The organism is Microvirga sp. RSM25, from assembly GCF_044784385.1.
Taxonomy (GTDB): domain Bacteria; phylum Pseudomonadota; class Alphaproteobacteria; order Rhizobiales; family Beijerinckiaceae; genus Microvirga; species Microvirga tunisiensis.
This window is the reverse complement of sequence record NZ_CP173040.1, coordinates 480,037-506,273: the sequence shown is the minus strand read 5'-3', so window position 1 is coordinate 506,273 and position 26,237 is coordinate 480,037. Positions and strand designations below refer to the sequence as shown.

Sequence of the window (26,237 nt, the reverse complement as noted above, 5' to 3'; positions counted from 1 at the left end):
CACCCTCACGCCCGAATGAAGGCGCTTAAATCGGTCCCCGGCTCCACCAGTCCGGCGCTCGCATCCTCTTCAATTACCTTCTTAAGCCGTGCGACGACAGGATGGGTTCTCGCTACCGCATCAGCCTCATCCAGCAGCTTCTTGAGACTTCCGAAGGCCGGTAGATCGAGGCTGAAACTCTCCTCTTCATCCTCGCCGGCACTCGCAGGCACCACGGCAGCCGATACAGGCTCAAGCGCCTGGACCAGATAAGGCTCAGGCGTCGGAGCCGCCGCAGGAGCAGCAATGGCGGCCGCAGGCTCCGGCGCAGCAAGGGTTGGTTTCACAGACTCCGGCTCCGGCTCAGCCGCCACCGCCTCGGGAGCCTGTTCAAACAGCGGCCCCTCCTTGAGCGGTTCGAGGACCGGCACATTCAGGGCCTCGCCGTGGTGCGCTACTCTCTTACGAGCCTCGATATAGTCCCGATCCAGGAAGAAATGCAGCTTGTCGAGGACCGCGCCGTTGTGGCCGCGCACGAGGAGCAGAGACTTGCGGTTGTCGAAGCGGCGAACCGCGTCCGAGCTAATGAGAGGTTCCGCCTCAAACCGGCCAGATCGAGAGTTGGAGCGAAGCCCCATATCCCCCTTCCCTGGCGAAGAACTCCACCCCTCCCGCAGAACGTAGTGGCGGCCGAACTCTTCCGAGACGTAATCCGCCGTGGCCTTGTCGCCTACGGCAATGTTGAGTTTCACATCCATGTTGCCGAGGAGCATTTCACGGATGGGCTTGCCATAGCGCGCATCCAATTGCGGGATGTTTTGGGCGATAATGGCAATCTTGAACCCGTAGCCGGCGACGAGCGGCGTCTTGTCGACAATCTCCGGCAGGCGTCCAAACTGGTAGAACTCATCGAGCATCATGAGGAGCTTGTGAGGCTCACCCTTTCCCGGCAGCTCACGCATGAGGACATCGTGAACCTGTTGGATGAATAGGCGAATGAGGGCTTCCGCTGACCCGAGATCGCCGGCAGGCGTACCTATGAACACCGTGAAGGGTTTCCGCCGCAGTTGCGCAATGTCGAAGTCGCTCCGGCTTGTGGCGGCCGCCATGAGTGCGCCGTTCCAGGCATTGAGCGCGGTCATGATATGAGCCTCGAACGAGGGCCGTTGCTCAGGATCGCGGCTTATGTGTTGCCGGAACTTGTCTGCCACATAGGGGTGCAGGTCCGGTTCATCCTGCAAGATCTGCCTCATGACGGCAGCAAGTTCCTTGCCGGTGCTGAACAGGCGCACGACAGAGCGGATCGTCCGCCGCCCTTCCATCCGCTTGCTATCGAGGACGTACCCTAAGAGCCCCGCGAAGATGCTTCGGGCGGTTGCGGTCCAGAAGGCATCTCCCTTCTCCGGCGAGGGGATCAGGGTATTGGCGATATTCTCAATCTCAGTGGACCGGCGCGGCCAGCCCGAGACGGTATCGAGCGGATTCCAGCAATGGGACTCCGCGGAGCCGGGACTGAACAGAAAGACCTCCTGCCCCATCGCGAGGCGCGCAGGCCCGACCTCCTGCCACATCTCCTTTTTGACATCGAGGGCAATCAGGGAGCCGCGCCATTCGAGGCCATTGGTTAGGACGAAGCCGACACCCTTACCCGAACGGGTCGGACCGTTCACGTAGATATGGCTATCGCCGCTGTAGCGGATCTTCTTGCCCTTGTAGGAGCCGAGGACGATAGACTTGCCCGGCACCCCATCGAGCAGACCGGCTTTCTTCAAATCGGTTTCCGTCGCAATGCGTGCCGAGCCCTTGGGGGCCTTCACCTTCCAGGGCTGGAAGTGGATCAGCGCGCCGATCGCCACCAGGGCGAGGATTTCACAAAAGAGCGCGACTGTGGAAACCGTGACAAGCTTCATGACCATTGGATGCCCCCAATAGGCAACCACCTGGTCGAAGGTGGCACTCCAATAGCCATCGAGGGCGACGGCTTTCCACATGGCCGTTTGACGGCTCACGAGGTAAGTAGCCGCCGCATAGTTGAGCGACCAGACAAAGAACGCTCCGCCCAGGACGGCCAATGCGCAGACGACGAGAGCGCCGATCTTCACAAACCGGCCGAGTTTCCTGTTCACCGCCCTGCCCTCTGGTACTTGTTGAAATAGATCTGCGATACGCCGCGCGTGGGCTTGCGTTGCAACTGGACGAAGACCGGGACCGTGGCTCGAATGATTTCCGACAGTTCCGATTTGGATAGGCCAAGCCCGGCCTGCATGGTTGCGAGCGCCACGCGGGTAACGGCGTCCTGTGGCGAGTTGGCGTGAACCGTACTCAAAGAGCCGGGGTGTCCGGTATTGACTGCCTGCAGGAAGGTGAAGGCATCCGCCCCGCGGATCTCGCCTAGCAAGAGCCGATCCGGCCGCAGGCGCATGGCAGCTTCCAGCAGGTCTTGAACCGTCACCTTAGCGAGCCCCTGATCGCCCTTGGACGCCAGGAGCGCGCCCCAGTTCGGTTGCGGTGGCTTTAGCTCTTGAGTGTCCTCAAGACTCAAGATGCGTTCCGATAGCGGAATGACCTTGAGAAGCGCATTGAGGAAGGTTGTCTTGCCCGACGACGTGCCTCCCGAGACGAGAACCGTATATTTATTCTCGACAGCAAACCGGATTGCCCTCATTCGCCCTTCCGGGCTTGGATCGCCCAGGAGCTCAAGGAATGCCTCATCGGTTTCGTCTATGTCGTCAGGATCGACCTCGCGCGGCCCCGAGACTTTGACGTTATCGAACGCCCCCATGTCGAGGTAGCTTTCTAGCGCAAGGTCGCGGATCACCTGCTTACGGATCGAGAACATGCCGCCTTGAGGCGCGGCAGGCGACAAGACGCCCTGAAAGCGTTCTCCGAACGGCATAGCCGCCGATAGGAGCGGCGTAACCTCATTCACAGACTGGTTGGTAAAACTGGCAACCTGTTGGGCTATGCGCTGGATCTGGAGGCTCGATAGCGCCGGCACCTCATGACGCTGCACATCGGCATGGCGGGTGGATTCAATCCAAACCTCCCCAGGCCGATTGCACATAATCTCGATAACTTCGGGATCTTCGAGCCAAGGTCTAATCGGCTCACAGGCTTGCCGGAGGAAAGTCGGGAGCGTGTTCCACACGCTCACCGCCTCACTTGTAAACGGCTCTCGAACGACGCAGTTCATTCAATGCCTCTTTGACCGGATCTTGATAGAGACCAGAGAAATCAAGGTCTCTTCTGACGAAGACCATAATCCGCGTCCCTTGATCGACGTGGATTGTGGGCGGAATATTGATCGAGTCCTTGAGGGCCTGGTTGGCAAGGTCGGACATCGTTTGAGCAATGGTCTGTTGCGCTTGGCTTTGGGCCTGCTGCTGGATGTACGAGCCGCCACCTGCAACTGCCGTCTGCCCGTCGCTGTTCAGACCTGCAACGAAGGAGCTAACGCCGCCGACGAGACTCAACAGGATCGCGGAGCCGAACCGCTCAGGATAGTGATTGTCTACGTCACCCGCGAGGCCGGAGCGCCCGAGCCCATCCGTGCCATAGGAGCCGAGAGCCACCGACACGCCATCGGCGCGCAACATGCGGGTCCATGCAATCAGAACCCTTGTCTGGCCGCGCGAGAGGCCGGACTTATACTCGCCGGTCAGCATGGTTCCCTTGGGGATCAGAACCCGCCGCCCGTCGAAGGAATAGACATCCTCAGACGTAATCGCGCGGACCATTCCCGGCAGATCCGATTGAATGGCGGTTTCAAGAACACCCCGGATCATGGTCCCCTGCGGGATCAGGGCATCAATCCGGTTGTTCTTGGTAGCACGAGCCATTTCAACATCCTGCGACGAGGCCCGAGCCATAAAGGCGCGGTTCGAGTCAGTCTCAGGACCATCCACGCGCAAGGCCCCTCCCCCTTCGGCCCCGCCAGCAAGAGAACCGTCGTTTGGGGTCTCATGATCGAAAATCAGCATACCGGAGCGCAGGGCCTTTTCCCGCCTCTCCTCTTCCAGCCGACGCCGCTTCTCCTCTTCGGCCAGCCGCCGCGCCTCGCCATCGTCAATGACCGGCGCGGGCTGGATCACGGCAACAGGAGGCGGAGGAGGAGCCGTCACCACTGGAGGCGGTTCGATCACCAGCCGATTGTCTGCTTTCGGCGGCGGCTCTTTGAAGTCAAAGCTTACGTTTCTGGCTTGGGCCGTGCTGAACGCCTCTGGCTTGTCTTCTTTGACCGTGTTCGCGCTCTGGTGATTGAACAGCCAGAGCCAACACAGGACGCCAATGGTCACAGCAACGAGGACGATCTTTGCGATCACGTTCCCGCCGCCCGATTGCTGCCGGGGGAGGCCCGATCCGGCGTCTTCTGGTTCAAATGTAATGTTCGACATCGAGGATCAGCCCTTTGCCTTGATAACGGGAGCCTCAGCCGGAGCCGGAGCCGGTTCGCCCACCATCTGAATTTCGGGCTGAATAGGCGTCACGATTGACTTAGGACTTTCAGCCGGTTGAGCGCGGAGATTGAAAACGCAGGTCGCTTCATTGTTGGCGCGCAGGGTCCATTGCGCGGCCACCTTATCGACTACGATCACCTCCCCTTCCCGCCTGTGATTGATGAGGCTTTCCGTTCCGTCCGGATTGACGAGGAAGATCCCTGGCACCTCCCCGGCGAACTTGAAATACGTCTTCACGCCGTCATCAAAGATGTTCTGTGGCGCGTTCAGGCTTGAGCCCTTGAAGCCATAATCCAGGTTGGCATTCGCCGCGTTCTGCTTGAGTTGCTGGAAATTCGGCATTGCGGCCATGCGCTTTGCCTGTTCGAGCATCCGGGCATCCACGATTTCATCCGGGTAATCGAACCGGAGCTTGAACGTCATATCCTTGTTGTTGGGCGAGCCAGCTTTGAGCAGGAAGTTGTAAATCCGCTTGTTGGTGACAATGTTCATATTCGTCACCGCGTCCCGCTCAAGCGGCTTGATGAACAGGAATGCCTTGCTCTTGTCAGGGACGGCCTGCCACGAGACGCTATCGCCCATAGCGACCGTTGCGATCTGTTCATCCTCGCCAAAGACAATCATGGTCGAGACGCCGAGCGTTCCGGCGAGCGAAACAACATTGTCCTTGTGATAGGTCACGGTCCGAATGCGTTGATCCGCCTTGACGGCCGCAGGAACCAGTTCAGCCGACGCACCCGAGGACATGGCCACCAGAGCGGCCAGCGACAAAAGAAGCTTTTTCACTTTCCGGCCTCCTCAGTGGCGCCTACGGTTTCCTGATCTTTGCGGTACTCGGTCACTTGGAAGCCGAGCGGGTTTTCAAAGCGGTAGTCGTTGCGCATGGGCTCCGAGGTGTACCGGAAGCGGACATTCGCAACCCAATGCTCCGTTACGTTCTCCCGGTCATTCTTCCGGGTCGTTTGGAAGCGCACCGCCGCCGTCCGGTCATTGAGGAAAATCACAGACTTGACCATGACTGAAACCGTCGTGTCTGCCCCGTACCGGCGCATAGGGTTTCTCAGGTTCGAGTTGTCAAACTCCGCCTGGAGATCCCGGCTTGCATCCCCGGTCGAGTAGAGCAACGCCAGCTCGTAGTTGTCGCGCAGACCCTTCGGATCGTAAGTTTCGCGAGCGCGGAGGAAGCGCACGATATTGCCGCGCGTCACCGCCTCTTGCTTCGAGATCGTTCCGCCCTGTTCGAGAGGCCGCGCCACTTCGACAAAGCCGGTTGTCTTATCAACAATCAAGGTCACAACCTCGAAGGTCTTGAGGGGGAGAAGGAAGCCGAGGAGCCCGATCGCCGCCAGCAGGGCGAGGCCGAGGACCAGGGCCACGCCGCGCCACACTCGCAGGGAGTTCGCAATCCGCTGATAGGTTGCCGCTTCCCAGGTCACGCCCTCGCTGTAATAGCGGGGATCCACGAGGGGCACAGGCGTTTCATTGCTAGCCAAGTCAGACATAGGTTTTCTCGCTTACGAACGGTTCTTGTCCAGTTGGGACGTGATGAGAGCTTGTTGCTTTTCGAGATGGCTTGGACCGATCCGGTTCGCGTTCCGGTCCCGCAGGTATCGGTAGGCTTGGCCCGCCTTGATCCCGGTCAGGAAGAGGCCCTTGCCGCCGAGGAGGGCGGCGGCAATCGCGCCACGCTTGGCGGTTCCATCAAGGCCATTGGTGCCGAGCCGAGCGCCGCCGGCAATACCCTGTGCAATGCTCAGGCAGTGATAGGCGAGAAACCACCCGATCACGCACATGAGCAGGAACGGGGCAATGGTTTTCAGCGTCGGCTCACCAGCCGCAACCGCCGCGTTCAGATCGTTTACAGTCGTACTCAGCAGGACGATGTAGAAGCCGAGTAAGCCGTAGACGATCAGCGGAATGATCGCGTATTGAGCGCAAGAGCGCATCCAGCCGTCAAACAGGGGAACGGTAATCTGGAACAGCGACAGGGCGATAAAGATCGGCGCGAGCCCGAGCAGCACGAACAGGGCAATCTTTCCCATAATGACGAGGAATGCCGCAATCGCCACGAACACCGCCGCCACACCGATTACGACGTAGCTCAGGAAGGCCATAGCAATGCCCCAGGAGCCACCCGCCGCGCTGATCTTTTGAGCGGCGTTGTTCGAGGCAATCCATAGGTTGCTCAGGCCGGTTGACATGGTAGCGCAGTTGGACCCGCCCCCGCCGACCGCCTGGCAGACGGCATTCCCCAGGCCATCGGGCGCTTTCGTCAGGACTTCCGCAATGAGAACCTGAAAGTCACCCCAGGAGAACGCGAGGGTGTAAATCAGCATCATGCGGCCAATGCGCCACAGGAACACCGGAGCCGAGACCCCGACGCGCCCGATCAGCATTTCATAGCCCCAGAACGCAACGTAGATCCCCATTCCAAGGAGGAACACAGGCTGCAAGGAGGTCGCAAGCTGATTGTAGATTGCTTGGACCGCCGAGATCCCAAGGCTGTCCACCTTATTGAACAGTGCTTCAATGACGTTGTTCATGGAGCGGCCCTTGCCTTACTGATTAAGGAGCCTCAACTCGCCGCAATCCTCGCTTGCGAGGACGCTTGAGCTAAAGAAGGAGCCGGAGAGCGAGCAGGGAGCCTTGAGTTCCTTGTGTCCCGCACAGGCCGAGAGCCCGAGGACGGACACACCGAGCGCGGCAGCAGCTACCAATCGGGTCAGAAATCTTGTCATGTTAGGGGGCAACCAGCCGAACAGAGGAGGAGTCGAAGGAAAGCACTTTCGCGGCATGAGCTTGCCCGGCAAGTTCCTGCATTTGCTGTGCATTCAAGGCGGCATTGGCGGCGTTCATAACGCCGATCAGCTCATTCACAGTCAGGCCGGTTTGCACCTGCAACTGGCTGTTCTGGTCGATAGAGCCCTTGATGTCTTGCGCGGTTCCAATCATGCCCCCGGCAGCCTGAAACGCATTCGTGCGCGAAGAGGCCGCGGACTGCGTTCCGGCCACCAACCCTTGCAGGGCCGTCGCCGTGTTCACCGCGCCCTGATAGGCTTTATCAGTGCCGGTCGAGCTAGAGCCGCTGAGACCTGTCAGGGTATTCACCAGCTTAAGGCCGTTGATGATCCCGGCCGCAACCTGCCCGAACTCGCCCAGGTTGCCCCAGGCCATCTGTCCGCCACCGAGGATCGAGGAGAGGGACGGCGCACCGGACATATTGAAGCCCGACCCAAGGGCCGCGCTCGCAATCGAGCCGGTCTGCCGGTTGCCCGTAACAGCCTTCAACGTCTCCTGCACCGTCTGCATGATCTGTTGATTGGTCTGCATGATCGACGCCGTATTTGAGGCAGTCTGCGTCGCCTGTGACAGCGTAGCGGAGTCGATCACCGGCACTTGCGCCACCGCAGGGGCGGTCGCCGCAAGAAGGCCGGTCAGAAAAGCAATCGAGCGAATGGAACGCATTCGACTGTCCTTTACTTCGCTTGTTGAGGTTGGGCTTGGTCATCGACCAGCCGCACGGTCGAGGGATCAAAGCTCAGGGCTTTTTGACGCTGACTGGCTTCATCGAGGAGCCGGAGCAGCTTGTCGTTCTCGTACTGGAGGCGGATCGAACCGGCCTGGATCGCCTGCCCCCACACGCCGACCATTCCGATCCTGGCTTGCGAGTTTTGGTCCCAAGCGCCCTGCAAGGACTGAACGCTTCCGATCTGCGCCTTGCCCTGGTTGAGCCCCTGCATGTTCGCCTCAATCACGGCGGCCAGAGCGCCGATTGATTGAGCCATCGCAGCATAGTTCTTGCCCTGGACGGCATTGATCACGCCGAGGGTTCCGCCGATCAGAGCCCCTACATCGACCCCATTCACCACGCCCGAGACTTGCCCCGGCCCAATGACGTAGGAGGTTCCGGCGTTCATCGACGTGCCCCCGGATTGAGGCGCGACGACACTCCCCTTGACCCCTTCGGTTGGCTTGAGGGTGTTGTCCTTGTAGGTGCGGGAGCGCAACATGCAGCGCGCGGTCTTGTCCTCTTCCTTGAGGCGGGCGGCGTCATTGACCGGAACTTGCGCGAGGGCGCCCGTCGTGACGAGCGCGCCCAGGAGCGAGAGAGCAACCTTTCTCATTTGCCGACCTTCCATCCGCAGAAATGCGGCAGCCATGCCGCAGGATCGTCGCCGTACTGCTTCCGAAGGGCCTCGCATTCGGCCACGCTATCGGCATTGCCGGAGAGGACTTTCACAAGATCGAGCATGTGAGAGAGATCGAGGCGCGCAATCACCGAGTCCAAGTCATGCTTGATGAGGAACTGGCGAGCTTCCGGAGCCGTCTCACGGACCCACCTGAACTCCCTTAGCGACAGCTTGAAGCCGCCCAGGTAGCTTTCTTCATCCGCCTTTGGGTTCGGGAAGAACAGGTTGGTTGGGGTCTGTTCGAGTAGGGTATGGGCGATGTCGGCCGACACAATGTCTTTGGCCGATTGCGTCCCGAAGCCGACGCACCCGTTGAGCTTACGAATCGTCTTGAGCTTATCGTTGAGGAAGCCGGAGAACTTCTGATCGCGCAGGATCTTCCAGCCTTCGTCGATGAACAGCATCAAGGGAGAGCCATCCATAAGACCTTCGATGCGGTGGAAGATGTAGCCGAGGGCCGCCGTCCTCAGATCGTCGTCATCGAGGATCTTGGTCATATCGAAGCCGAAGATCCCATTTCCGACCGACCACGAGTCCACCGGGTTATTGAACAGCCAGCCCCGAGCGTTCAGCCAAACCTCGAAGCGTGAGGCCAGGTCATCGTGCCCTGCCCTCTCCCGGCCCCGCAGGAGCATGGCCACATCCGACAGACGCCGCTCCGTCGCCGGCACTTCAAAGATCTGATCGACGGCACCCTCAATGATCTTCTCTTGTTCCGCCGAGAGCTCGCGGTTATCGGCAGGCCGGACCATGAAGCGGAGGAGGTTTTTCACAAACTCCCGGTTCGAGGGGTTATCGGCTTGCTGGAGAGGGTTGAAGCCAGTCGGGATGCCGGGCTCCAAAACCTCATAGCTTCCGCCCATGGCGCGAATGAACACTTCCGCGCCCCTGTCCTTGTCGAAGTAGGCGCAGCGCGGGCGCGGCTGCACCCGCATGGCTTGAGCCATGAGGAAGGAGAGCGCCACGGTCTTACCGGAGCCGGTTGGACCCACAACGGTAAAGTTGCCGACTTGGCGACGGTGGAAGTTGAAATAATAGGGGGTGCTGCTTGTCGTTTGCAGCAGGGAGATCGCCGGACCCCAATGGTTGCCGTCGCGGCGGCCCAGGGCGAAGTTGTGGAGCGAGGTAAAGCCCATGAAGTTGCGCGACGTAATCAGGGCGCGGCGAGCGATATAGGGGAAGTTCCCCGGCATTTGAGCCCAAAAGCAGGGCTCAGCGTTCATATCCTCACGAACAACGGTGATCCCGAGTTGCTGGATTTCGTTGGTAACGTCCTGAACACACCGCTCCATATCGGCAATTGTGTTGCCGAGGCAGAGGACCGTCAGATGATGTTCCCCGAACACAGCACGGCCCGAGACAAGCTCATCCCGAGCCAAGGAAATAATCTCTTCGACTTCGGTTCCGCCTTCGTCCGAGGCCCCGATCTGGCGCTCGACCTTGCCGATCTGCGACAGGACCGGAGCGCGGTCTTGAATGGCGAACGATTGTGAAACAATGAACTCGCCTTTAATCTTGAGGAGCCCGTCAAGCATCCCCGGCCCAGTCAGAGTGGGATATTCGCGGATCGAGACCATTCCGCCATAGCGATTGTCGCCGGTCACAGGGCCGCGCAGCTCCAAGGCGCGCTTGCCGAAAGTGACCCGGCGCGTCGGGAGGTAGGTATCGAGGCCCATGCGCGGGAGAAGCATGGGGATCTCGACGCCACCGTTCAGGAGTTGGGCCAGGAACTCGCAGGGCTCCGAATATACGGAGCCACTGCGAGCCACCAGCGACAGCACCCGAGCGCCGTAAGGGGAAAACTGCTCTCTTAGATTGCTGACAACCTCTTGCAGTTCCTTGCGCGCCTCTTTGTCCAGTTCGGCGGCCGAGACGCCGACAACCTTGCGAACGCCTTTGAGGAACTTATCGGCCATGCCGACCTTGCCATCAAAGCCCTTGCGAATGACCGTCAGGTAAAGGTCATTCACAAACATGCGCTGATCGCGGATCGCCTCAGAGTAACGCTTGTTCAGCAGGTCGCAGAAATCATTATTGAATTGGCCGGGAATTGAAGGCTGAATTTCCCGCCTGATGATGTGAGAATAGACCGCAAAGCGGCTGTCGTTCAGTGCGCGGACGAAAGTATTCCGGCCTTCGAGCTTTTGATTGATGGCCGCCTGGTCCGCCGTCTGGAAGCAAAAGCCGTCCAGTTTCACAAAGGACATGAGCATTCCGTCCTTTGTGCGGATGGTCTGGTCATCCACATGCCGCAGATACGGCAGCATATCGGCGATTTTCTTTTCGCGAGATGCAACCGCCCCAAAGGACAGGAGAGGACGAACGGCCTTGTTCACTTGGCTCATGCCGGGTCTCACTTAAGGCGTATAGGAGTCGCCGCCCCAAAAGGAGCGGTTGCGGGTGAACGGGCAGCGCCCGAAGCGAACGAGAATGATGTCAACAAATCGTGCGTCCCGAACCGTCAGCAGGTAGGCGACGGCATGAACCGGGATCACCAGAAAGAACATGAGAAGGTTCTTGGTGTTGATGAAGATCAGGACGACAAGGCAGAACTCCAAAACGAAGAGAACGTATGGAATGCCAAGCATCATTGGCGGCCTCGTGAGGCCGCCAACAAGGTGATCGAGATGGGGCTTTACGTCGTCCATTAGCCGCCCCCGAGGCCACCCGAAAGGGTGCTGACGATCTGTGCCGAGCCGAAGATGAAGGCGATTGCGACGACGATCGAGAAGCACATCATCCAGGGAATGCGGGATGTCAGAGCAAGGTAGCCAGCCACCGCAACGGCAATGGTCGCAGCCGTGGTCGCAAAGGTTCCGGTCAGGAACGACAGGATTTGACCAAAGGCTGTCTCGATAGGCTGGAAGGCTCCGCCAGCAGCCGGTTGCGCAAAGGCCGGGTCAATGCTTGCGACAGTGCCGATCAGGGCGACCGCCGCGACGAGCCCGAGGGTCGTCAAGCTTGGCACGTATATATGAGTCTTGTTCATTGGGGCTTAGTCCTCAGTCAACATAAAGAACCGAGCCGCCGATCCACTTTTGACCGGAGGCGTCAGTGCGTGATGCGTCGGGCTCTTGTGCAGCCGTCGCTTTTTTTCCGACTGGCTCCCGAGCGGCTACCGCCCTTCAAGGAGTTGTCGAAACCGTAGTAAGAGTTGGCGACCGTCGCGACGTAGCGCACAGTCTCAGAAATCGGAGGAACGCCTTTGGCGTCGTACACGCGCCCAGGACCGGCGTTGTAGGCAGAGAGGATCAGGAAGACGTTGCCGCCGAACTCAGCGGCGAGATCCTTAAGGAAGGCCACGCCCCCGCGAATGTTCTGAGCAGGGTCGCAAATGTCTTTGACCTTATACATGGCAGCCGTGCCGGGGATTAGCTGCATTGGGCCACGCGCATTCTTGTCTGAATTAACCCGCGCTCCATTGGCGGATTCCTGTTCGACAATCGCGAGCGCAAGTTTCGCATCGACGCCCTGCTTGTTCGCCTCCTCCTCCACCAGCTTGAGCACAAGGCCAGCCTCAACCGGCTCGCACAGGGGAGCCGCGTCAGGCGTTCCCGTCGTGGTCGCGTGAGCCGGTCCGGCAGCTATCAGAAGGGTGGCTACGAGAGCCGAGCGCATCTGCGCCTCCTTGCTATGCAATTAATATTGCGTTATTAACATAACTCATAACGCAAGGTAAATGTTTTTATGAGAAACCCTGCACAAATAGCGTTGATATTGTTGGCTTCTGCGGCTTCTCCCACTGTCGCCCAGGACGCCTCTTTCGGGTGCAAAGTCTTGCTTTGCGCGGCGGCGTCCACGCCCTCGTGGAGCGGCATCCCGTACTGCGTTCCGGTCATGACGCAGTTGTTCAAACAGCTCGCTATGGGAAAGCCGTGGCCGGTTTGCTCAGAGGGCAACGCAAGCGCGCCGGGCCACGTGCCTTATGAGCCTTGCGCCGCAGGTAAGGTCAGCGCTCGGCAGAACGACGAGGGCCACTACATCACTGACGAACAGGGCGGCCAATGTACGGCGCTTGTTGTGGAGAACACACCCCGCTTTTCTGAACTCAATTGCGAGGCCCCACACGCCTGCATCGACCCGCAGGCAGTGGAAAATAGGCTAAGGAAAGAAAAGCCCTACTATGTCGATCTGGCGTATGGAGGGCAGACAAAGCGGTTCTGGTTCAATTTGACCGGAGCCGAATAAGGACAGGAACGATGTCGCGCGAGCCGCCATTCATCCAATACGAAGAAGTGCCAGAGCCCCGAGGCAGCCGTCTCGATAGCGCGGTGCTGTTTGGCGGCTTGGGTTTGATCGCGCTTGCGGCGGTATGGGGCTATGTCGGCCCGGTTTTCTATACCGTGTTCTATGTGATCGACTTCGCTATTCACCTGTTCGATCCGACCTGGCCCGTCAAATGGATGGGCGACAGCTCGACATACACCATTGTGGTTTCCGGCCTGACGGCGCTTGGCCTGGCCTACGGAGCCTATCGTCTTATCCGCCTCGCATGGCGGATCGTGCAGTTCATCAAAGAGCGCTGAACCATGCGGTTTTCACAATTCACCCTGATAGCAGCTCTTTCTGTGGCTTGTGCCTCCTTGGCCCTTGCAGAGCAACAGAAGCTTCCCCCAGGCTACACCTTGAAGCCGGAATTGACGCACCAGAACGTCGCGCAAGATCCTGATGGCATTTGGGATCAGGCCGACTTAGCGCCAGTCGGCAATCCCCGCCGTAACCCTGATATTTACACGGCCCGGATCTCGACCCCCGCAGGCGAGTGGATGCTTTCGCAGGTCACGAGCGGGTGCAGTATGCAGAGCGAATGCCCGTTCCAGCTTGTTCTTAAACGCGCCGACGGCTCAAAAGTGACGGTCGCGGACGGAACGCTCTTGCAGGGCGGAACGGCTGTTCTGGCAACCGACTACTCCAAGATCTTCGCGCAGACTTATTCCGGCGTTGAGACGAACCCGGTGAAGGTGTCCAGGTAATGCGCCGGTCCCGCCCTACCCTCGCCGCCGCATTCTGCCTCTTGGCGAGCGCCGCCCTTGCCGGCGAAAATGCCGTCTCTCTCATGAACGCGGGAATGTCGGCCGACTGTGCCGACTACGCCTCGAACGTGAGCGCCAGTGAAGGCAATTTTGGCTCAACGTCCCCCGTCGTGAATGGGGTCACGTGCTATGGCGCGTTTCAGTTCTGCTCAGCGCCGGGAAACCGCACAGGCGGTACATTCTCCCAATACTACAGCGGGACGCCCGACCAGTTCTTGAACGACCCAAAGGCGCAGGTCGCGGCCTGGATGCAGTACCAGAACGATCAATGGAGCCTCGCGCAGAGGCGCGGCCTCACATCGGCAATCGGGCAGCGCGTTTGCTACAAAGGCGAGTGCGCCACCCTGACCCAATCCTCGATTCTGAAAGCCTGCCAATTCGGATGCGGCAAGGGCGGCAAGCTCGATAACTTTGTGAAGGCCGGATTCGATTGCAATGCGGCCGGAACCAAGGACGGCAACGGGACGAGTGTTTGCAAGTACCTGATTTCAGGCTCCGGCTACAACGTGTCCTGCATCACCAACAATAACGACGGCTACGACTGCTAGGCAGTCCCCATCACCGGCACGGAGAGAGATCGTGACCAAAACCCACCAGCGCGGGGGAACGTATTTCCTTGCGCCCTTGATTGCAGGGGCCTTGGCCCTCGCCTCCCCTCTTCCGGCCGCCGCTCAGGCTCCGGCTCCGGCACAGCCAGCCTTTGGCATTCCCAAAGAAGGCGTGACCTTCGAGACCGGCGACACCTGGCAGCAGAACGGCCAGAGGATGCGCCTCTACGGGGTCCAAGCCTGCATCCGAGGGACAACATTCACAAATCAGGCCGGGGGAACCGTCGATTGCGGCGAGGCATCCTTGAGCTACCTAGCCGCCGTGATCCGTGACACCTCTCCCTCTTGTGTTCCGGTCGCGCAGATCGCCGGGGCGCCAGCGACCATTATCGTCGTTTGCACGGCCCAGGTTGGAGGACAGACCCTAGACCTTGGAACTATTCTTGTTTCACAAGGCTTTGCGTTCGCGTCATTCTCAAACGACGCAAAGCCTGTTTATATGCCTTATCTCGTGGCAGAGTTGACGGCCAAGCAGGCGAAGCGCGGACTATGGGCTGCGTCCGACCTGCCTCACCCGAACACCCTGCTCTTTCAGTCGGTGGCTAAGAAGTAATGAACCCGCGTACCAAATATCATGCCAGTTGGCGCAAGGCTCAGAAGGCGCTCCTGGCCGATATGAGAGAGACCAAGGCATTCGTGAGCGCAGAGACTTACGAGCGCGTAGTCGCTCTTGCAGAGAGCCGGACGGAGCGGCTTCCGGTGACGATCGGGCGGCTACTCGACTTTGCGATTGACGTTCTCGACGGTGCAGATCCCGACGAGGCCAAGCAGGAGGTTGCCGCCCCCCAGGCGGCCGCCAGCCTTGAGGTTCCCGCCGAGGCCCTGTTGCAAGCCATTCTCGCAAGCCGGTTCCCGAGCGATACCGGGGCGGCCCGACTCCGCCAGTTCGCTTTCGTGCAGATCGTTGCCGAGCAGAACGCGAAGGGCCAAGCCCCGACCTCTACTGAAATGGCCGGATTGACCGGCGCGTTCCGGGCTCAGATGGATCTTCTGTCAAAGCAGCTCGTGGAACGTGGCCTGATTCAGCGCAAGCACGCCTCAAACCACAAGGGGGCGAAATCGGCCAAATTGCTCATGATCGCGGAAAATGCTCTCGAGCAATTTAATCAGGCGCACATTGCCGAGACCGGCGAACCGATTGAGGGGATCGACGCCCTAAGAAAGTTGGGCCGGTAAGGTTTCCCCTACCGGCCCCGCAGCCGCACATAGTCCGAAAAGAGAGAAACCCGGTCCGTTTTCACAGACCGGCCTCTTTCGTATCAGATCACAAGGAAATCCTTGTAGGTGAGCGCCAGGCCCGACTTGAGTTGAGCGAACGCCACCGCGGCCCCTGCCCCGGCGCCGTCAGCATCATACGACAGCAGACCGGCCGCCTTATCGTAGATGATGAAATCGTTGCCGTCCGCGGCCGCCGATCCGATCTTGAAGAAGCTCGAAGCGAGAGCGCCCTTTTTCGGCAGGGCCGTAAAGACGCCTTGGCTCAGCCAGATTGTGTCGTCCTTGACGTTGAAATCCGTAATCCGGTCGATATCGCCGTTCGAGGAATCCGTGGCGAACACAAAGGCATCCTTGCCAGTGCCGCCCGTCAGAACGTCCGAGCCCCAACCGCCATAAAGCCGATCATCGCCCTTGCCGCCGTTCAGGTTGTCATTGCCGAGCCCACCTTGCAGCGTGTTCTTAGCATCGTTGCCGATCAGCCTATCGTTGCCCTCACCGCCAATCGCTTTCTCGATCACGCTCTTCGGGCCGATTGTGACCGTGCCAGTGAGATACTTGTCCATGGCCCATGAAATCGGAGCACTCAAAGAGCTGAACTTGCCTTCCCGCAGGTCAACGGTGCCGCCCGCCGTTCCAACGTACCTGATCGTATCGGTGCCGCCAGCGTCATCAATCGCCTGCCAATACTTCTTGCCTTCTTCGAAAATGTAAGTGTTGTTGCCGGCATTGTGCTTCTTGTTGCGACCGTAGAGGGCCTGGATCGCCACCAAGTCGTTATACATCGGGGTTTCAGGATAGAAGTCAGGGATGTTCTTGTAGTTTGCCCCCACAGCGTTATAGGCCATGGCAGAGTAGAGCAGGCTATCGTACTTCAAGGCGCTCTTGCCGGCGCCACCAGAGCCGAACGGGTGCTTCAGCCCAAGCGCATGACCGATTTCATGCATGATTGCCTTGGGACCGAAATTGATTGGATCGCCAGCAATGCTCGTGCTCGGATTAACCCAAACGTCGCCAGCGCTCGGAGCCTCAGAGGGCACAAAGGCTGCGGCACTTGCAACACTTGTGCTTTCCACAAACCGGAGCTCTCCCACCTTGCTCCTCGTTTCCGTCACCTGCGAAAACTTGATGGCGGCAACGTCCGACCACTTCTTGAGAGCCGCATTAATCGCGGCAACCTCGGCCTGATCGAAGGCTTGAACATCGCGCTTGGCGTAGGTGTATTTCGAGATGCCGGGCCGCGCCAAGCTCCATGTGAGCGTAACGCCCTTCCCAACGTCCCCGCCCCACTTGGTTCCATTCAGCGATGCCTTAGCGGCCCCAATCGACGGGTAATCATCATAAAAATAGGTGATCGGAACGGTGTTGTTGCTCGGAGTTGCCACGGTCTTGCCCCTAATCATTCAGCCGAGGATAGCAGCGTTCTATTGCTAGAACGCTTGCCGATCAGTTGACCCCATAAATCTTTTTCAGAGCGTCCGGCATGGGATCGTTGGTGCGCCGGATGGTCTCAAATTGACGGCTTGCCACCTTTTTCCGCTCCTGCTTCACCGGCTTTGCAGCCGGCACAGGTGTTGAAGCGGTTTGAGCGGCGGAAGGCTCATCAACCAGAGTATCGAGCGCCGTCATGAACCCCTTCATGGACGCGGCAAGCTCGATCGTCTCAGTGCCGAGGCTATAGCGGAAGCGGATGTTATTGGCACCCAGGATCAACTGTTGAGCCGTCGTGTCGGCCGGGATGTAAAGTTCACAAGTCGAGCTAGAGCAGGCCCATTCATCCTTACCAAATTCACGGATGAAGCCGCCGATCACCAGTTGGACCTTGTTCGCAGGGTTAGCGGCAGCCGGGAACGAGACGAGGAAGAACGGCTTCTTCTGAGAGGACTCGACCAGCTTCCAAGTCAGAGCCCACCGGCCCGCAATCCCAAGTTCCTGTTCCAGTCGGCAGACGCGGCGGTTGCGGGACTCGATTTCGTCGCAGGCCAGCCGCCAATCACCATAGAAACGGGACGAGGAGACATAATCGCCATCGCTCACTGGCTCACCGGGAACAATGGCGCTCGCCAGGGCGAGCCGCGCCATTGCAGGCGCGGCGGCTTGAGGAGCGGGAGCCGCCGCTTGTGAGGCTGCAGCAGGCTGGACCGGCGCAGGCGCTTCCGCCTTCGGCGCAGCCGAGGGAACGAGCGGCTGTTGTGCCAACGCGGCCGATCCGAGCAGGGTCAGGGAGCTAACCGCAGCGACCGCCAGGAACCCGCCAAACTGGATTTTTGAGTAGTCTTTCATGGTCCGCCCCTTAGTTCAGCGTGAAGGACATTCCGCCTGCCACGCCCCATTCGCCGTCAGCCGTGCTTGCAGAGATGTTGTAGCGAGCAACGCCGTCCTCGCTGTTCCAGCCAATACCCATCGCCATTCCGGTTGAACCGCGCCAGTTGCCAGCTCCACCGGCAAAACTCACCTTGCCGGGTCTCGGATCGTACCGGAGAGACGCCGTTGCGAGACCGACAGCCGCCGCCGCCCTCGCCTCTTTACGGACCTCCCCGATTTCACCAGAGAGCGCGCTAAAGCGGCGATCGACATACTCTTTCATGATGTCAATGCGGGTGTCGGTATAGGTCTTCCCTCCCCCGGCAGCGGCCTTGAGTTGGCGCACGTTCACCGCGTCAAGATCCAGCTTGCCGTCCGCCACATTGCTGATCTGGACCGGCTTGCTCTTGTCGCCCCCGCTTAGAGAGATCCGATTGCCCTTCGAGCCGTCCGCATTGCGGTCATATTTGACGGTGCTGTCATCGAGGGCAGCAATCGCACCGCCTACGTTCCGGTACTCGCGATCTTGAACCTGATAGGTAGGCATCAAGACAGCGCCGCCATCCATCCCTGAGCCAGCCGCAGCCGCACCAGAAGATCGACCGTTGATGGTCTGACCATTTCCAGGACCAACCGCAGCCCCACCGCCGAGAGCGGCGGCCAGGGCGCGCAGTTGCTCGACGTTCGCCGCATCCGTGTTTTCCGTGCCAGCCGCCACATTGGTAATCTGACGCTCAGCGCCAGCCGTCCCAACCGAAACAGAGTTAGCCCGATCCGTCTTGGAGCCATCACCGAGAGCCACCGAGTTGTCATGTGCGGCCACCGATCCAGTGCCGACCGAAACAGTCTTGGCTCCGGTCGCTTCCGCGTCCGGGCCGTTGCTGTTGGTACGGAAATTCGTGATGCCCTTGCCGGCATTCACATTGTTGATCCAAGTCGAATGGTCATCGACGGTTACAGTCAGACCGGCAACCTTCGTCTCGACTGTGCCGATCCGGGTAGAATGATCCGCCAGTTGCGAGGTATGGCTTGCTAGAACGTTCTCGGCCGCATCAAGTCGGACGCCATGAGACGCAACGGTTGTCTCTAAGCCACCGATCCTAGTCTCGTGGTTAGCTAGGGTCTGATTTTGGGCATTGTTGACAGCCTCGACACCATCAAGGCGGTTGTCCTGCTCAACGTTCTTCTGCTCAACAGCACCGAGCCTGATGTCCTGTTCGGCGTTCTTCTGTTCCACGCCATCCAGGCGATTGTCTTGCTGGACGTTCTTCTGCTCGACCGCATCAAGACGGCCATCTTGAGCGGCATTCTTGTTCTCGACATTGGTTAGACGAGTGTCTTGAGCCGTATTCACAGACTCAGCGTTTGTAAGACGCGTGTTTTGAGCGTTGTTGACCGCCTCCACGCTATCCAGCCGAGTGTTCTGCTGGCCGTTAACCGCCTCGATGTTGCCTAGCCGCGTCTCGGCGCTGCCAAGACGAACCTCATGATTGTTGATCTGGTTAGTGATCGCCGGGTTGAGGCGGATTGGACTTCCCGCCGTTCCATTGCCGAGGATCGAAGAGCCATCCGATACAATGGGCGTGTCCTCGCCCATTTGGCTATTGAGGTTGTTAATCTGGTTCTGCAGGTTGGACAGCGCGTTGTTGACCTCAGTTGCAGTCGTCCAATTGCCTTGGGTCAAATTGTCTGTGCCGTTGGTGCCGCACTGCGCTGGCTCCCCGGCGGACGCGGTGCCCCCGTTTCGGAAGATACAGCCACTGGTGCCCGTCACTTTGGGAGCCGATTGCGCGTGAGCGGCAGGACCGAAGCCAGAAACGGCAATCGCGGCCGCAACGAGGGCCGCGATGATACGAGGAGGAGAGTGGAGAGACATAGGGGCTATACCGCCATCAGAGAGGGATCACTTTGGAAGGGGGAGCTATCGCGAGACAGCTTTACGCAACTGGTAGTCATGGACTTGGAGCCCTTAGTGCCGGCGAACGGGTTGCCGAGCGGTCGGGCACATGCAGGCTTCCGCACCGATCATGAGGGTTTGGAGCAGTTGCTTCGGGTCGACCGCTTCACCGGCTGGACTCGCTTCCTCGACCGTTTCGATCCAGCGGTCGGCAATCTCGCCCACGTCATCGAGAGAGGGAGAGCTACCGAGCGCCCATAGCAGCTTGCTAAAGGCGGCGGACGCTTCGGGATTTTTGGAGGAAAGAGCCGTTGCAGTGATGGCGGCTCGAACAAACGTGGCCTCGGAGATAAGGGTAGAATCCTTATGCGCCACCGAGAGGCGCTGTGCCTTGATGTTCATTGTCTTACGTCGCTGAAAACTTTTTATTTGTGAAAGGCTTGCGTTTTCAGGACGATAGGCATTCGCCCCTGAAGACAGGGGGAAATCAATGCGCTACTACTTCCGCATCCACGCGAGAGGACGCTCTATGGAATAGTGTCGCCTAGAAACCGTAAACAAACCGTAAAAGCCATATATGTGCGTTTTATAAGTCATGCAAGCGGCCATTTCTGAATTTCGTGGGGAGTCCCTCGCATTCGTACGACGGGCCATTATTCGCATCGTGCTGGCCGATCTCCTGCGGACAGAGTCCGGGAATATGGCTCTGCAGCATCTCGGAATCCTGTGGATTATTTACGAGTATTCCGACAGCGACGAGCCCATCACGACAGCTAAGTTGCAGGATCTCACGAACGTGCATGGGACTACGATCATCAAATACTGCACGCGCCTAGAGAGTTTGGGTCTCGTGAAGAAAACCCGGATTAAGGCAAGCCATGGAAAGGGCCGAGCCTACGCCTATACTCCCGGGTTGCCGGAAGAGCTGCTCTCGGAAGCAGTGAAAAAGATCGTTGAGCGTGCTTTCCCATTCGCAAACATGGAAGCGGTTTCTCTTGCGGTGAGCCAGAAAGCAGCCGCGAAGAGCCAGCTCGCGCCGCCGTCAGAGTCGACCAAAGTGTCGGCGCCAAAGCGCATTCGCAAGCTCCGCTCCCCAAATGCTGAATAAGTAAATTATCAAGCGCCCCTCCGCGTCCCAGCTTGGTAAGCCTCACCTGAACGTGGCGGGCTGCAACCAGTTGGGTTGTGCACAGCCCAATCTTTCTTAAAACCAAAATATATCGTAGTTAAGCGCTGCAACCGAGCATCCCTGGTCGTGATGCTGTTGGTGATTTGGGTTCGAACGAGGGAGAAACGAAGTCATGGGTGAGATTGCAGCCGCAACTGCAGTTGCGCTCATTCTCGAAAAGCGCACGGCGCAGGGATGCGGAAGCCCGGAGGGCTGTCTCAGAGCAATGGCGAGCCGCGCACGCAAGGATGATCTCGTCTCCGTTCGGCCTCGCGGTAGGAAACGCAGCGGCGAGGGCGCACTAACATGCCTTGGCCTCTCCTCTCCTCCCGGTTCTGGTGGATGTTGCGCCGGCAACAGCCGGCATCGCCCCTTCTGTCGAGATCCACGCGAACGGCGGCCGCACAGATTGAGAGCGGGGTTGAAACGGATCATCCACTCGGAGGCGCCAGCGCACCCGGCAAGTTGCAGGAGCGACTTTCACAAAGCCGATGGACGAGGCAGAGCGGACACCACGGACTAACCCAGGAAGCGAGTTCCAGCCTTTCACCAGAGTGGCGGCTAACTCCTTTTGCTTTTGTGAATCCCTATGCCGGCACCTTTGGTCCCGAAACCATCGCAGCCGGGAAATTTCCCCTGCCCTTCGGCATTCCTCGCGATCAGGCTTTGCCTTGCAAATTTTCCTTTTGCTCAGGTGCGCCGCTTCGCTCCGCCCCCTTGGAAGGGGTTCAGGCCCGCCCGCGCCGTCATGGCCGGGTTTCATCGCAACAGGGTTTCAGCCCCATCTTCAGGAGAAAGACAATGAGAAACATCGCTGAATTTCAGATCCTCGGCCAAGTGGTCCGCAGCGTCCAAGTCGGTAAGGCTACGAAAGTCACTCTCGCAGCCAACTACCAAGTAAAGGACGGCGATCAGTGGGTTGATGATCCTCACTACAACACCGTAACGGTCTTCAATGAGCGGACGCAGAAGTACATCACGGATCACATCGGAATTGGCGATCTGGTCCACGCTCGCGGCCGTATGCGCCAGGGCTCCTACGAGAAGAATGGCGAGACGGTCTACACGAACGATCTGATCTGCGATGAGTTCTCCCGCCTTTCCAAATCCTCCGGCACGCGTGACGAGGGCTAACGCCCTCAGGCGGGAGCTCACCGCTCCCGCCTAACCTTCCCTCCTTTGAATGGAGGCTCCAATATCGAGCCAAACCGCTGAAATTCCACGCTCCTCGCCCCGCACAGTCGCAATTGAAATGCGGTTATTGCCCATTGAGTGGCGCGCTGTTCTGTTCGGTCTCGGCTCTTTTGTCTTGGACCTTCAACACGCAGCCGCCGAACTGGAGGAAGCAGACGCTATCGCTCTGCCCACCGTCGCGACCACGCTCACGGCATTTCAGATTACGATCCGAACCACCCTCTCGCTTCGCTTAGCCGTTGAAACCGCACTCGAACGTAACCATTCAGCAAAGCGGTTCCATCGTGGGAAGGCTGCGGGGCCGGGGCGTGTGGCTGTGCGGCACTCGGCTTTGGGTGCCCTCCCCTCGATCCTAGATGATGCTGCACAAAGGCTTGTGGAGGCAGGTCATGGTGTCCAGGCTGAAACCATGCGCGCAACTGCTCTTAAGGTTTCCTCCGCTCTGCCGTAATAAGACTACGGCAATAGACCGATGTTGATTGGATGGCGGTGATCACCCGGCCCGCGGAGCGCCCTGGTATCGTCCTTGCGGCCGATCAAGAGACTGTATTGGCTAAGGCACACCAGTGGATCGCAGCTCACTCCCATGCTCGTCAGGAGCCCCCATGACTTACCGCCTGATCCAATTGACTCCTGAAAGCTGTGATCTGTTGTCGAGTGACGTGATTGTTGCCAGTGTGGTGCGGAGCTCCTCTCGCAAGCCCGTTGTATGGACTGCCGAACTCCTGAAGGATACGCCATCGTCACACCCCCGGCCCCATTTACGAAAGCTGAGCATGACCTCGCAAGCTTCAGCGAGCTCTGTGCGTGGCTAGACACTCCGGACGTCAAACCCAACCGGCGTGATCAATCGAGGCTCTGATCGGGCGGGACCTATAGAACCGCCCGATCACCAGGCCCCCAGGACCTCAATGGCCTCGCCGTCAGGCGCAGGGAGGCGTCGGCTCCTGTGACTTTCGGCTTATCGAAGTTCAGGTTGCCCAGCTTCCACGATTGCAGCACGACAGCGGCTTCTCCAATCGATTTAGGCTTCACACCTCCCTCAGCCGCACGCTCAATGGTCAGAGCTTTCCCGCTCCAGTCGAGCAGCAGGCGGTCTTCCGGTCCAAAGCCAGTGCTGTCCCACAACTCGCGTGGCAGGCGGATAGAGGTGTAGTACCGGTCCGAGCGCTTGGCGTCTGGGATGGACTTCACTACGACGGGCGCGGCTACCGTCCTGCGGGCCTTCTCTCCGCTTCTCTTGGAGCGCGGGCCCTGCCTCACTGGCTCTTCTGCGCCTCCTTCGACGTCAGGCTCTGCTTCCGCGCTGAGTGTCTGATCGTGAGCCTGGACAGGCTGTGACGTCGGCTGCTCTTTGTCATCGAGAGATTCCGCTGGCAGCAGTGGTGAAATCGGAATGGATCGAACCGCGCTGACAACGTCTCGCACGCTACTGCTGATACCCTCGGCCGATTGGACCATCAGAGGTGCCAAGCATGCGATGGCGTCGATGTGCTGACCGCCGAGTGCGACCAGTTTGCCTACTTCCTCGGCCATGAGCTCCATAGCCGATCGGAGACCCTTCAGATCTGCCGCCATTCCGATGAGAGCCTGCTCCATCTCTGGAGGGAGTGCGGAGGCTTGTAGGGGCTGTCGCGAGGTGTCGATTGCAGATGGGCGAGCGGGCTGCACCTCTTTCGGGCGGAAGACCTCCGCGGCCAGAGCTTCCGGCTTGCCCAAGTGCCGAGCCAGGATATCGGCTGTATCCCGGTAGCGCTTGTCCGGTGCCACTGGACGATCCGACAGCCGTCCCGTGATGTCAGAAGCCCCGCGGCGCGATTGCTCGGCGTTCCGTGGTTTGGCCAGGCAGGTTGAACACAGGTCGTAGGAGCGGTCGCGTCCCAGCAGCCAACCGCGTTCCTTAAAGTAGCCTTTGACGATATCGTCGTTAGTGGGCTTGCTGGCCTCGTAGGCGTCTGTCTTGTGGCACTGGGAGCACCGAACCGAGAACCGGTACTTCGAGGGTGTTCCGCCGCTACGGGTGATCTGTGGCTCGAACTGACGTGCGATGCCGGGCATCCAGTTGTTCCTATGAATGGTTGCGTGGTTCTCCCGTAGGACAGACCTCAAGCGGCCTTGACCTCGGGTACGTCAGGACAATGACGAGAGTAGATTGAGGAGCATGTAACGCCTTAGTTGGACAATTCCAAGCTTCGGCTGCTTCTGCGGCACTTGGGCTCACTAAGACAAGCACACCGTCAGTGGCAAATGCTGGACGGGCGGAGGGGATACTACCCGCAGCGATGCCTCTAGCAACATAACTGCAAATTACCTGAACCGACTATCACGAGCATCGATCAAATGAGGTGGGGACAATGATTGCAGTGCCTACGATAGATCGATCGATGAGTCTCTGACCAGCAACTCGAAGCGAGATTCTCGACGCGAGATCACGTTCATCTATATGGCACAGGGCACGTCCAGACCAATCTGCATTGGAGCGAACTAGCGGCTCCTGCATGTTGCATATCATCAATCCCACTACCACACCTTTCGCTGAAACGACCATCTTTCTCGGATTCATTTCGGCAGAGCAGGGGAAGCCCACAACTGACCATTCACCAAATGGTGTATCACTTGCTGGTGTTGGGCGTGTTTGACGTAGAGATGCCTCGACCCTTCCATCCCAGACATCATCCGGCGAAAGACCATTAGCAGCTTTATAGTCCTGTAGAGCCGAGCGGGAAATGAGCCCCCAGATCCCCTCTGGCTGATAACGATAGTATCCCAACTCGGTTAGTCTTGCCTGAATCAGGCTCGCATCCGATGGATTTAGAGGGTGCAGCGTTGTTCCCACGACAGGTGCGAAAGGTCGGTACAACCCTTCGGTCTCGGTTGCTGGATCTGGTGGGACGTACCATTGTGCTGCTGTCGCGGACATACTATCGAAGAGCGCCGTTTGGCTCGGAAGATCCCATTCGTCAGTGCGGGGGAGACCGTTGGCTGCTTTGAAATCACGCAGTGCGATACGTGATCGTGGGCCCCACACCCCGTCAATTACCGACGTTTTCAGGAACCCGCGCTCCTCTAGTCGAAGCTGAACTTCCACCGCAAGTTCGAGACGCGTCAGATCTCGCAGAGACTCTACAGAACCTCCTGGCCGGACTGTGAGCATCAATGGAGAGCTAGAGGAGAGGGACGATGATGACTGAGATTTGGCTCCATCTGCCGTCGACGGAGATCCTTCTGCGGGAGTCGACGAGCGGGAAGGAGCTGTGGTGGTGCTCCCTGGCGAAGATGCTTGGGAAGGTAGCGGCTCTCGATTCGGTTGAACGCTGGGCTGTCCAATGGCGCGCCCAAGAGCAACTGTCTCACGCTGGACGCAGGACTTCCAAAGCTGGGGCCCATAATTTCTAGGGCAAGTCTGATCGATCCATTGGCGGGCTTCAGCGGACAGATCGGATACGTTCGGCAGAGAGGATGAGAGTACGGCCACTTCTCGTTCGGCACAACTTCTCCAGAGCTGAGGTCCATAGGTAGTCGGGCACGATTCCATAACCCATTTCTGCATTTCGGGTGCCAATGCACTTACCGCAGGCCATCCAGGCGAACGGAGCGCCGCGATTTCTCGGGTAACACAGGATGTCCATAGTGACGGCCCGTAGGAGCGAGGACACGTTTGCTCGACCCAGCGGCGATTGTCGGGATCCAGCGCCGACAAGTCATCTGACGTGGTTTGTGCTCTGGCCTGCCAACCGAGCGCAGCAAGGATGAAGACTAAAAGCAGACGAACGGATTTCATGAGATCAGCGTCTCTGAGCGACTTTGAGAAGCGTGCTTGATATGCGCGCCCGAGTGAATAATACGGACTTCACCAGGTTCAGTAAGCGATTCCGAGCCGCGCCAGCGTCTCGTTGTCCATGTACCCGGTCCCCCGAAGCCGCTGCGCAATTTGAAAAGCTCGTATGGCTGACTGAGTGTCCGCAGATAGCCGGCCGTCGATCGGGCCATAGTAATAGCCACGCGCTCGCAACTCGACTTGGACACGCATCACCATCACCTCTGCCGCCACAGGTCGCGATGCAACCGTTCCGGGAGTGTTAGCATTGCTGTTGCCGGGAGCAGGCTGCAACGGAGCCGTACTGCTGACAGGCGGTGTCAGTGGACGGATCGCGGACCCAGCTCCACTCTGTGGGCTCGGCGGCGGCTTGGG

General features: G+C 59.0%; 28 protein-coding genes. 8 read left to right on the top strand and 20 right to left on the bottom strand.

Annotation, left to right across the window (positions count from 1 at the left end):
- Positions 1–5 precede the first annotated feature (5 nt).
- The 13 genes from ACD578_RS28425 to ACD578_RS28365 form a co-directional block, all read right to left on the bottom strand.
- On the bottom strand, positions 6–2,105 hold the full coding sequence (locus ACD578_RS28425; protein ID WP_404294165.1) for a type IV secretory system conjugative DNA transfer family protein: 2,100 nt from the start codon (positions 2,103–2,105) through the stop codon (positions 6–8).
- On the bottom strand, positions 2,102–3,172 hold the full coding sequence (gene virB11, locus ACD578_RS28420) for a P-type DNA transfer ATPase VirB11 (protein WP_404294163.1): 1,071 nt from the start codon (positions 3,170–3,172) through the stop codon (positions 2,102–2,104). Before virB11 ends, ACD578_RS28425 begins: the two co-directional genes overlap by 4 nt.
- Positions 3,138–4,373, bottom strand: coding sequence for a type IV secretion system protein VirB10 (gene virB10, locus ACD578_RS28415; RefSeq protein WP_404294160.1), 1,236 nt, complete (start codon positions 4,371–4,373; stop codon positions 3,138–3,140). The genes virB11 and virB10 overlap by 35 nt, the downstream gene beginning before the upstream one ends.
- Before the next feature lie 6 nt (positions 4,374–4,379).
- Positions 4,380–5,222, bottom strand: a complete 843-nt coding sequence (gene virB9, locus ACD578_RS28410) for a P-type conjugative transfer protein VirB9 (protein WP_404294157.1) — start codon at positions 5,220–5,222, stop codon at positions 4,380–4,382.
- Entirely contained in the window at positions 5,219–5,938 is a 720-nt protein-coding gene (locus tag ACD578_RS28405; protein ID WP_404294155.1) for a virB8 family protein, read from the bottom strand. The genes virB9 and ACD578_RS28405 overlap by 4 nt, the downstream gene beginning before the upstream one ends.
- Positions 5,939–5,950: 12 nt before the next feature.
- Positions 5,951–6,979 (bottom strand): type IV secretion system protein, encoded by a 1,029-nt coding sequence (locus tag ACD578_RS28400; protein ID WP_404294152.1) that lies wholly within the window; start codon positions 6,977–6,979, stop codon positions 5,951–5,953.
- 196 nt (positions 6,980–7,175) lie between these two features.
- Positions 7,176–7,901, bottom strand: a complete 726-nt coding sequence (locus tag ACD578_RS28395) for a type IV secretion system protein (protein WP_404294149.1) — start codon at positions 7,899–7,901, stop codon at positions 7,176–7,178.
- A gap of 11 nt (positions 7,902–7,912) precedes the next feature.
- A complete protein-coding gene (locus ACD578_RS28390; protein WP_404294147.1) occupies positions 7,913–8,560 on the bottom strand; it encodes a hypothetical protein in 648 nt (215 codons plus the stop codon).
- On the bottom strand, positions 8,557–10,971 hold the full coding sequence (locus ACD578_RS28385) for a VirB4 family type IV secretion/conjugal transfer ATPase (protein WP_404294145.1): 2,415 nt from the start codon (positions 10,969–10,971) through the stop codon (positions 8,557–8,559). The genes ACD578_RS28390 and ACD578_RS28385 overlap by 4 nt, the downstream gene beginning before the upstream one ends.
- Positions 10,972–10,983: 12 nt before the next feature.
- The gene (locus ACD578_RS28380; protein ID WP_404294142.1) at positions 10,984–11,274 is read right to left on the bottom strand and encodes a type IV secretion system protein VirB3; all 291 of its coding nucleotides are present in this window, start codon (positions 11,272–11,274) and stop codon (positions 10,984–10,986) included.
- The gene (locus ACD578_RS28375; RefSeq protein WP_404294139.1) at positions 11,274–11,615 is read right to left on the bottom strand and encodes a TrbC/VirB2 family protein; all 342 of its coding nucleotides are present in this window, start codon (positions 11,613–11,615) and stop codon (positions 11,274–11,276) included. The genes ACD578_RS28380 and ACD578_RS28375 overlap by 1 nt, the downstream gene beginning before the upstream one ends.
- Positions 11,616–11,677: 62 nt before the next feature.
- A complete protein-coding gene (locus ACD578_RS28370) occupies positions 11,678–12,244 on the bottom strand; it encodes a lytic transglycosylase domain-containing protein (RefSeq protein ID WP_404294136.1) in 567 nt (188 codons plus the stop codon).
- 35 nt (positions 12,245–12,279) lie between these two features.
- Positions 12,280–12,465: a hypothetical protein gene (locus ACD578_RS28365; protein ID WP_404294133.1), complete on the bottom strand. Its 186-nt coding sequence runs from the start codon at positions 12,463–12,465 to the stop codon at positions 12,280–12,282.
- On the opposite strand from ACD578_RS28365, the gene ACD578_RS28360 reads away from it, so the two are divergent.
- The 6 genes from ACD578_RS28360 to ACD578_RS28335 all read left to right on the top strand — a co-directional run bounded on the left by ACD578_RS28360 (position 12,464) and on the right by ACD578_RS28335 (position 15,443).
- A complete protein-coding gene (locus ACD578_RS28360; protein ID WP_404294129.1) occupies positions 12,464–12,814 on the top strand; it encodes a hypothetical protein in 351 nt (116 codons plus the stop codon). The two genes, ACD578_RS28365 and ACD578_RS28360, sit on opposite strands and share 2 nt — an antisense overlap.
- An 11-nt stretch (positions 12,815–12,825) precedes the next feature.
- On the top strand, positions 12,826–13,152 hold the full coding sequence (locus tag ACD578_RS28355) for a hypothetical protein (protein WP_404294126.1): 327 nt from the start codon (positions 12,826–12,828) through the stop codon (positions 13,150–13,152).
- Between the two features lie 3 nt (positions 13,153–13,155).
- Complete coding sequence (locus ACD578_RS28350; RefSeq protein ID WP_404294124.1) at positions 13,156–13,599, top strand: hypothetical protein; 444 nt, start codon at positions 13,156–13,158, stop codon at positions 13,597–13,599.
- Positions 13,599–14,207 (top strand): acyltransferase, encoded by a 609-nt coding sequence (locus tag ACD578_RS28345; RefSeq protein ID WP_404294121.1) that lies wholly within the window; start codon positions 13,599–13,601, stop codon positions 14,205–14,207. Before ACD578_RS28350 ends, ACD578_RS28345 begins: the two co-directional genes overlap by 1 nt.
- 31 nt (positions 14,208–14,238) lie before the next feature.
- Positions 14,239–14,820 carry a thermonuclease family protein gene (locus ACD578_RS28340; protein WP_404294118.1) on the top strand — a complete coding sequence of 194 codons (582 nt, stop codon included), beginning with the start codon at positions 14,239–14,241 and terminating at the stop codon, positions 14,818–14,820.
- Between the two features lie 146 nt (positions 14,821–14,966).
- Positions 14,967–15,443, top strand: a complete 477-nt coding sequence (locus tag ACD578_RS28335) for a hypothetical protein (protein ID WP_404294116.1) — start codon at positions 14,967–14,969, stop codon at positions 15,441–15,443.
- Positions 15,444–15,526: 83 nt separating this feature from the next.
- Here ACD578_RS28335 and ACD578_RS28330 read toward each other — a convergent pair whose 3' ends face one another.
- The 4 genes from ACD578_RS28330 to ACD578_RS28315 all read right to left on the bottom strand — a co-directional run bounded on the left by ACD578_RS28330 (position 15,527) and on the right by ACD578_RS28315 (position 20,085).
- Entirely contained in the window at positions 15,527–16,867 is a 1,341-nt protein-coding gene (locus ACD578_RS28330) for a M10 family metallopeptidase (protein WP_404294113.1), read from the bottom strand.
- A gap of 61 nt (positions 16,868–16,928) precedes the next feature.
- Positions 16,929–17,564 (bottom strand): invasion associated locus B family protein, encoded by a 636-nt coding sequence (locus ACD578_RS28325; protein WP_404294111.1) that lies wholly within the window; start codon positions 17,562–17,564, stop codon positions 16,929–16,931.
- 211 nt (positions 17,565–17,775) lie between these two features.
- Positions 17,776–19,470, bottom strand: coding sequence for a YadA-like family protein (locus ACD578_RS28320; protein ID WP_404294110.1), 1,695 nt, complete (start codon positions 19,468–19,470; stop codon positions 17,776–17,778).
- 285 nt (positions 19,471–19,755) lie between these two features.
- Positions 19,756–20,085, bottom strand: coding sequence for a hypothetical protein (locus ACD578_RS28315; protein ID WP_404294109.1), 330 nt, complete (start codon positions 20,083–20,085; stop codon positions 19,756–19,758).
- A 193-nt stretch (positions 20,086–20,278) separates the two neighbouring features.
- On the opposite strand from ACD578_RS28315, the gene ACD578_RS28310 reads away from it, so the two are divergent.
- The gene (locus tag ACD578_RS28310) at positions 20,279–20,791 is read left to right on the top strand and encodes a hypothetical protein (RefSeq protein WP_404294106.1); all 513 of its coding nucleotides are present in this window, start codon (positions 20,279–20,281) and stop codon (positions 20,789–20,791) included.
- Positions 20,792–21,652: 861 nt separating this feature from the next.
- On the top strand, positions 21,653–21,985 hold the full coding sequence (locus ACD578_RS28305) for a single-stranded DNA-binding protein (RefSeq protein WP_404294103.1): 333 nt from the start codon (positions 21,653–21,655) through the stop codon (positions 21,983–21,985).
- 933 nt (positions 21,986–22,918) lie between these two features.
- On the opposite strand, the gene ACD578_RS28300 is transcribed toward ACD578_RS28305, so the two are convergent.
- From ACD578_RS28300 to ACD578_RS28290, 3 genes are all read right to left on the bottom strand, one after another.
- On the bottom strand, positions 22,919–24,103 hold the full coding sequence (locus ACD578_RS28300; protein ID WP_404294101.1) for a hypothetical protein: 1,185 nt from the start codon (positions 24,101–24,103) through the stop codon (positions 22,919–22,921).
- Between the two features lie 265 nt (positions 24,104–24,368).
- A complete protein-coding gene (locus ACD578_RS28295; protein ID WP_404295508.1) occupies positions 24,369–24,965 on the bottom strand; it encodes a peptidoglycan-binding protein in 597 nt (198 codons plus the stop codon).
- A 939-nt stretch (positions 24,966–25,904) separates the two neighbouring features.
- Complete coding sequence (locus tag ACD578_RS28290) at positions 25,905–26,075, bottom strand: peptidoglycan-binding protein (protein ID WP_404294098.1); 171 nt, start codon at positions 26,073–26,075, stop codon at positions 25,905–25,907.
- Between the last annotated feature and the right edge of the window lie 162 nt (positions 26,076–26,237).

Coding starts and splice junctions, on each gene's coding strand:
- virB11 (WP_404294163.1), bottom strand. CDS start 3,172: ATGAACTGCGTCGTTCGAGAGCCGTTTACAAGTGAGGCGGTGAGCGTG.
- virB10 (WP_404294160.1), bottom strand. CDS start 4,373: ATGTCGAACATTACATTTGAACCAGAAGACGCCGGATCGGGCCTCCCC.
- ACD578_RS28405 (WP_404294155.1), bottom strand. CDS start 5,938: ATGTCTGACTTGGCTAGCAATGAAACGCCTGTGCCCCTCGTGGATCCC.
- ACD578_RS28400 (WP_404294152.1), bottom strand. CDS start 6,979: ATGAACAACGTCATTGAAGCACTGTTCAATAAGGTGGACAGCCTTGGG.
- ACD578_RS28395 (WP_404294149.1), bottom strand. CDS start 7,901: ATGCGTTCCATTCGCTCGATTGCTTTTCTGACCGGCCTTCTTGCGGCG.
- ACD578_RS28390 (WP_404294147.1), bottom strand. CDS start 8,560: ATGAGAAAGGTTGCTCTCTCGCTCCTGGGCGCGCTCGTCACGACGGGC.
- ACD578_RS28385 (WP_404294145.1), bottom strand. CDS start 10,971: ATGAGCCAAGTGAACAAGGCCGTTCGTCCTCTCCTGTCCTTTGGGGCG.
- ACD578_RS28380 (WP_404294142.1), bottom strand. CDS start 11,274: ATGGACGACGTAAAGCCCCATCTCGATCACCTTGTTGGCGGCCTCACG.
- ACD578_RS28375 (WP_404294139.1), bottom strand. CDS start 11,615: ATGAACAAGACTCATATATACGTGCCAAGCTTGACGACCCTCGGGCTC.
- ACD578_RS28370 (WP_404294136.1), bottom strand. CDS start 12,244: ATGCGCTCGGCTCTCGTAGCCACCCTTCTGATAGCTGCCGGACCGGCT.
- ACD578_RS28360 (WP_404294129.1), top strand. CDS start 12,464: ATGACGCAGTTGTTCAAACAGCTCGCTATGGGAAAGCCGTGGCCGGTT.
- ACD578_RS28365 (WP_404294133.1), bottom strand. CDS start 12,465: ATGACCGGAACGCAGTACGGGATGCCGCTCCACGAGGGCGTGGACGCC.
- ACD578_RS28355 (WP_404294126.1), top strand. CDS start 12,826: ATGTCGCGCGAGCCGCCATTCATCCAATACGAAGAAGTGCCAGAGCCC.
- ACD578_RS28350 (WP_404294124.1), top strand. CDS start 13,156: ATGCGGTTTTCACAATTCACCCTGATAGCAGCTCTTTCTGTGGCTTGT.
- ACD578_RS28345 (WP_404294121.1), top strand. CDS start 13,599: ATGCGCCGGTCCCGCCCTACCCTCGCCGCCGCATTCTGCCTCTTGGCG.
- ACD578_RS28325 (WP_404294111.1), bottom strand. CDS start 17,564: ATGGCGCGGCTCGCCCTGGCGAGCGCCATTGTTCCCGGTGAGCCAGTG.
- ACD578_RS28315 (WP_404294109.1), bottom strand. CDS start 20,085: ATGAACATCAAGGCACAGCGCCTCTCGGTGGCGCATAAGGATTCTACC.
- ACD578_RS28310 (WP_404294106.1), top strand. CDS start 20,279: ATGCAAGCGGCCATTTCTGAATTTCGTGGGGAGTCCCTCGCATTCGTA.
- ACD578_RS28305 (WP_404294103.1), top strand. CDS start 21,653: ATGAGAAACATCGCTGAATTTCAGATCCTCGGCCAAGTGGTCCGCAGC.
- ACD578_RS28300 (WP_404294101.1), bottom strand. CDS start 24,103: ATGCCCGGCATCGCACGTCAGTTCGAGCCACAGATCACCCGTAGCGGC.
- ACD578_RS28295 (WP_404295508.1), bottom strand. CDS start 24,965: ATGTCCGCGACAGCAGCACAATGGTACGTCCCACCAGATCCAGCAACC.
- ACD578_RS28290 (WP_404294098.1), bottom strand. CDS start 26,075: ATGCGTGTCCAAGTCGAGTTGCGAGCGCGTGGCTATTACTATGGCCCG.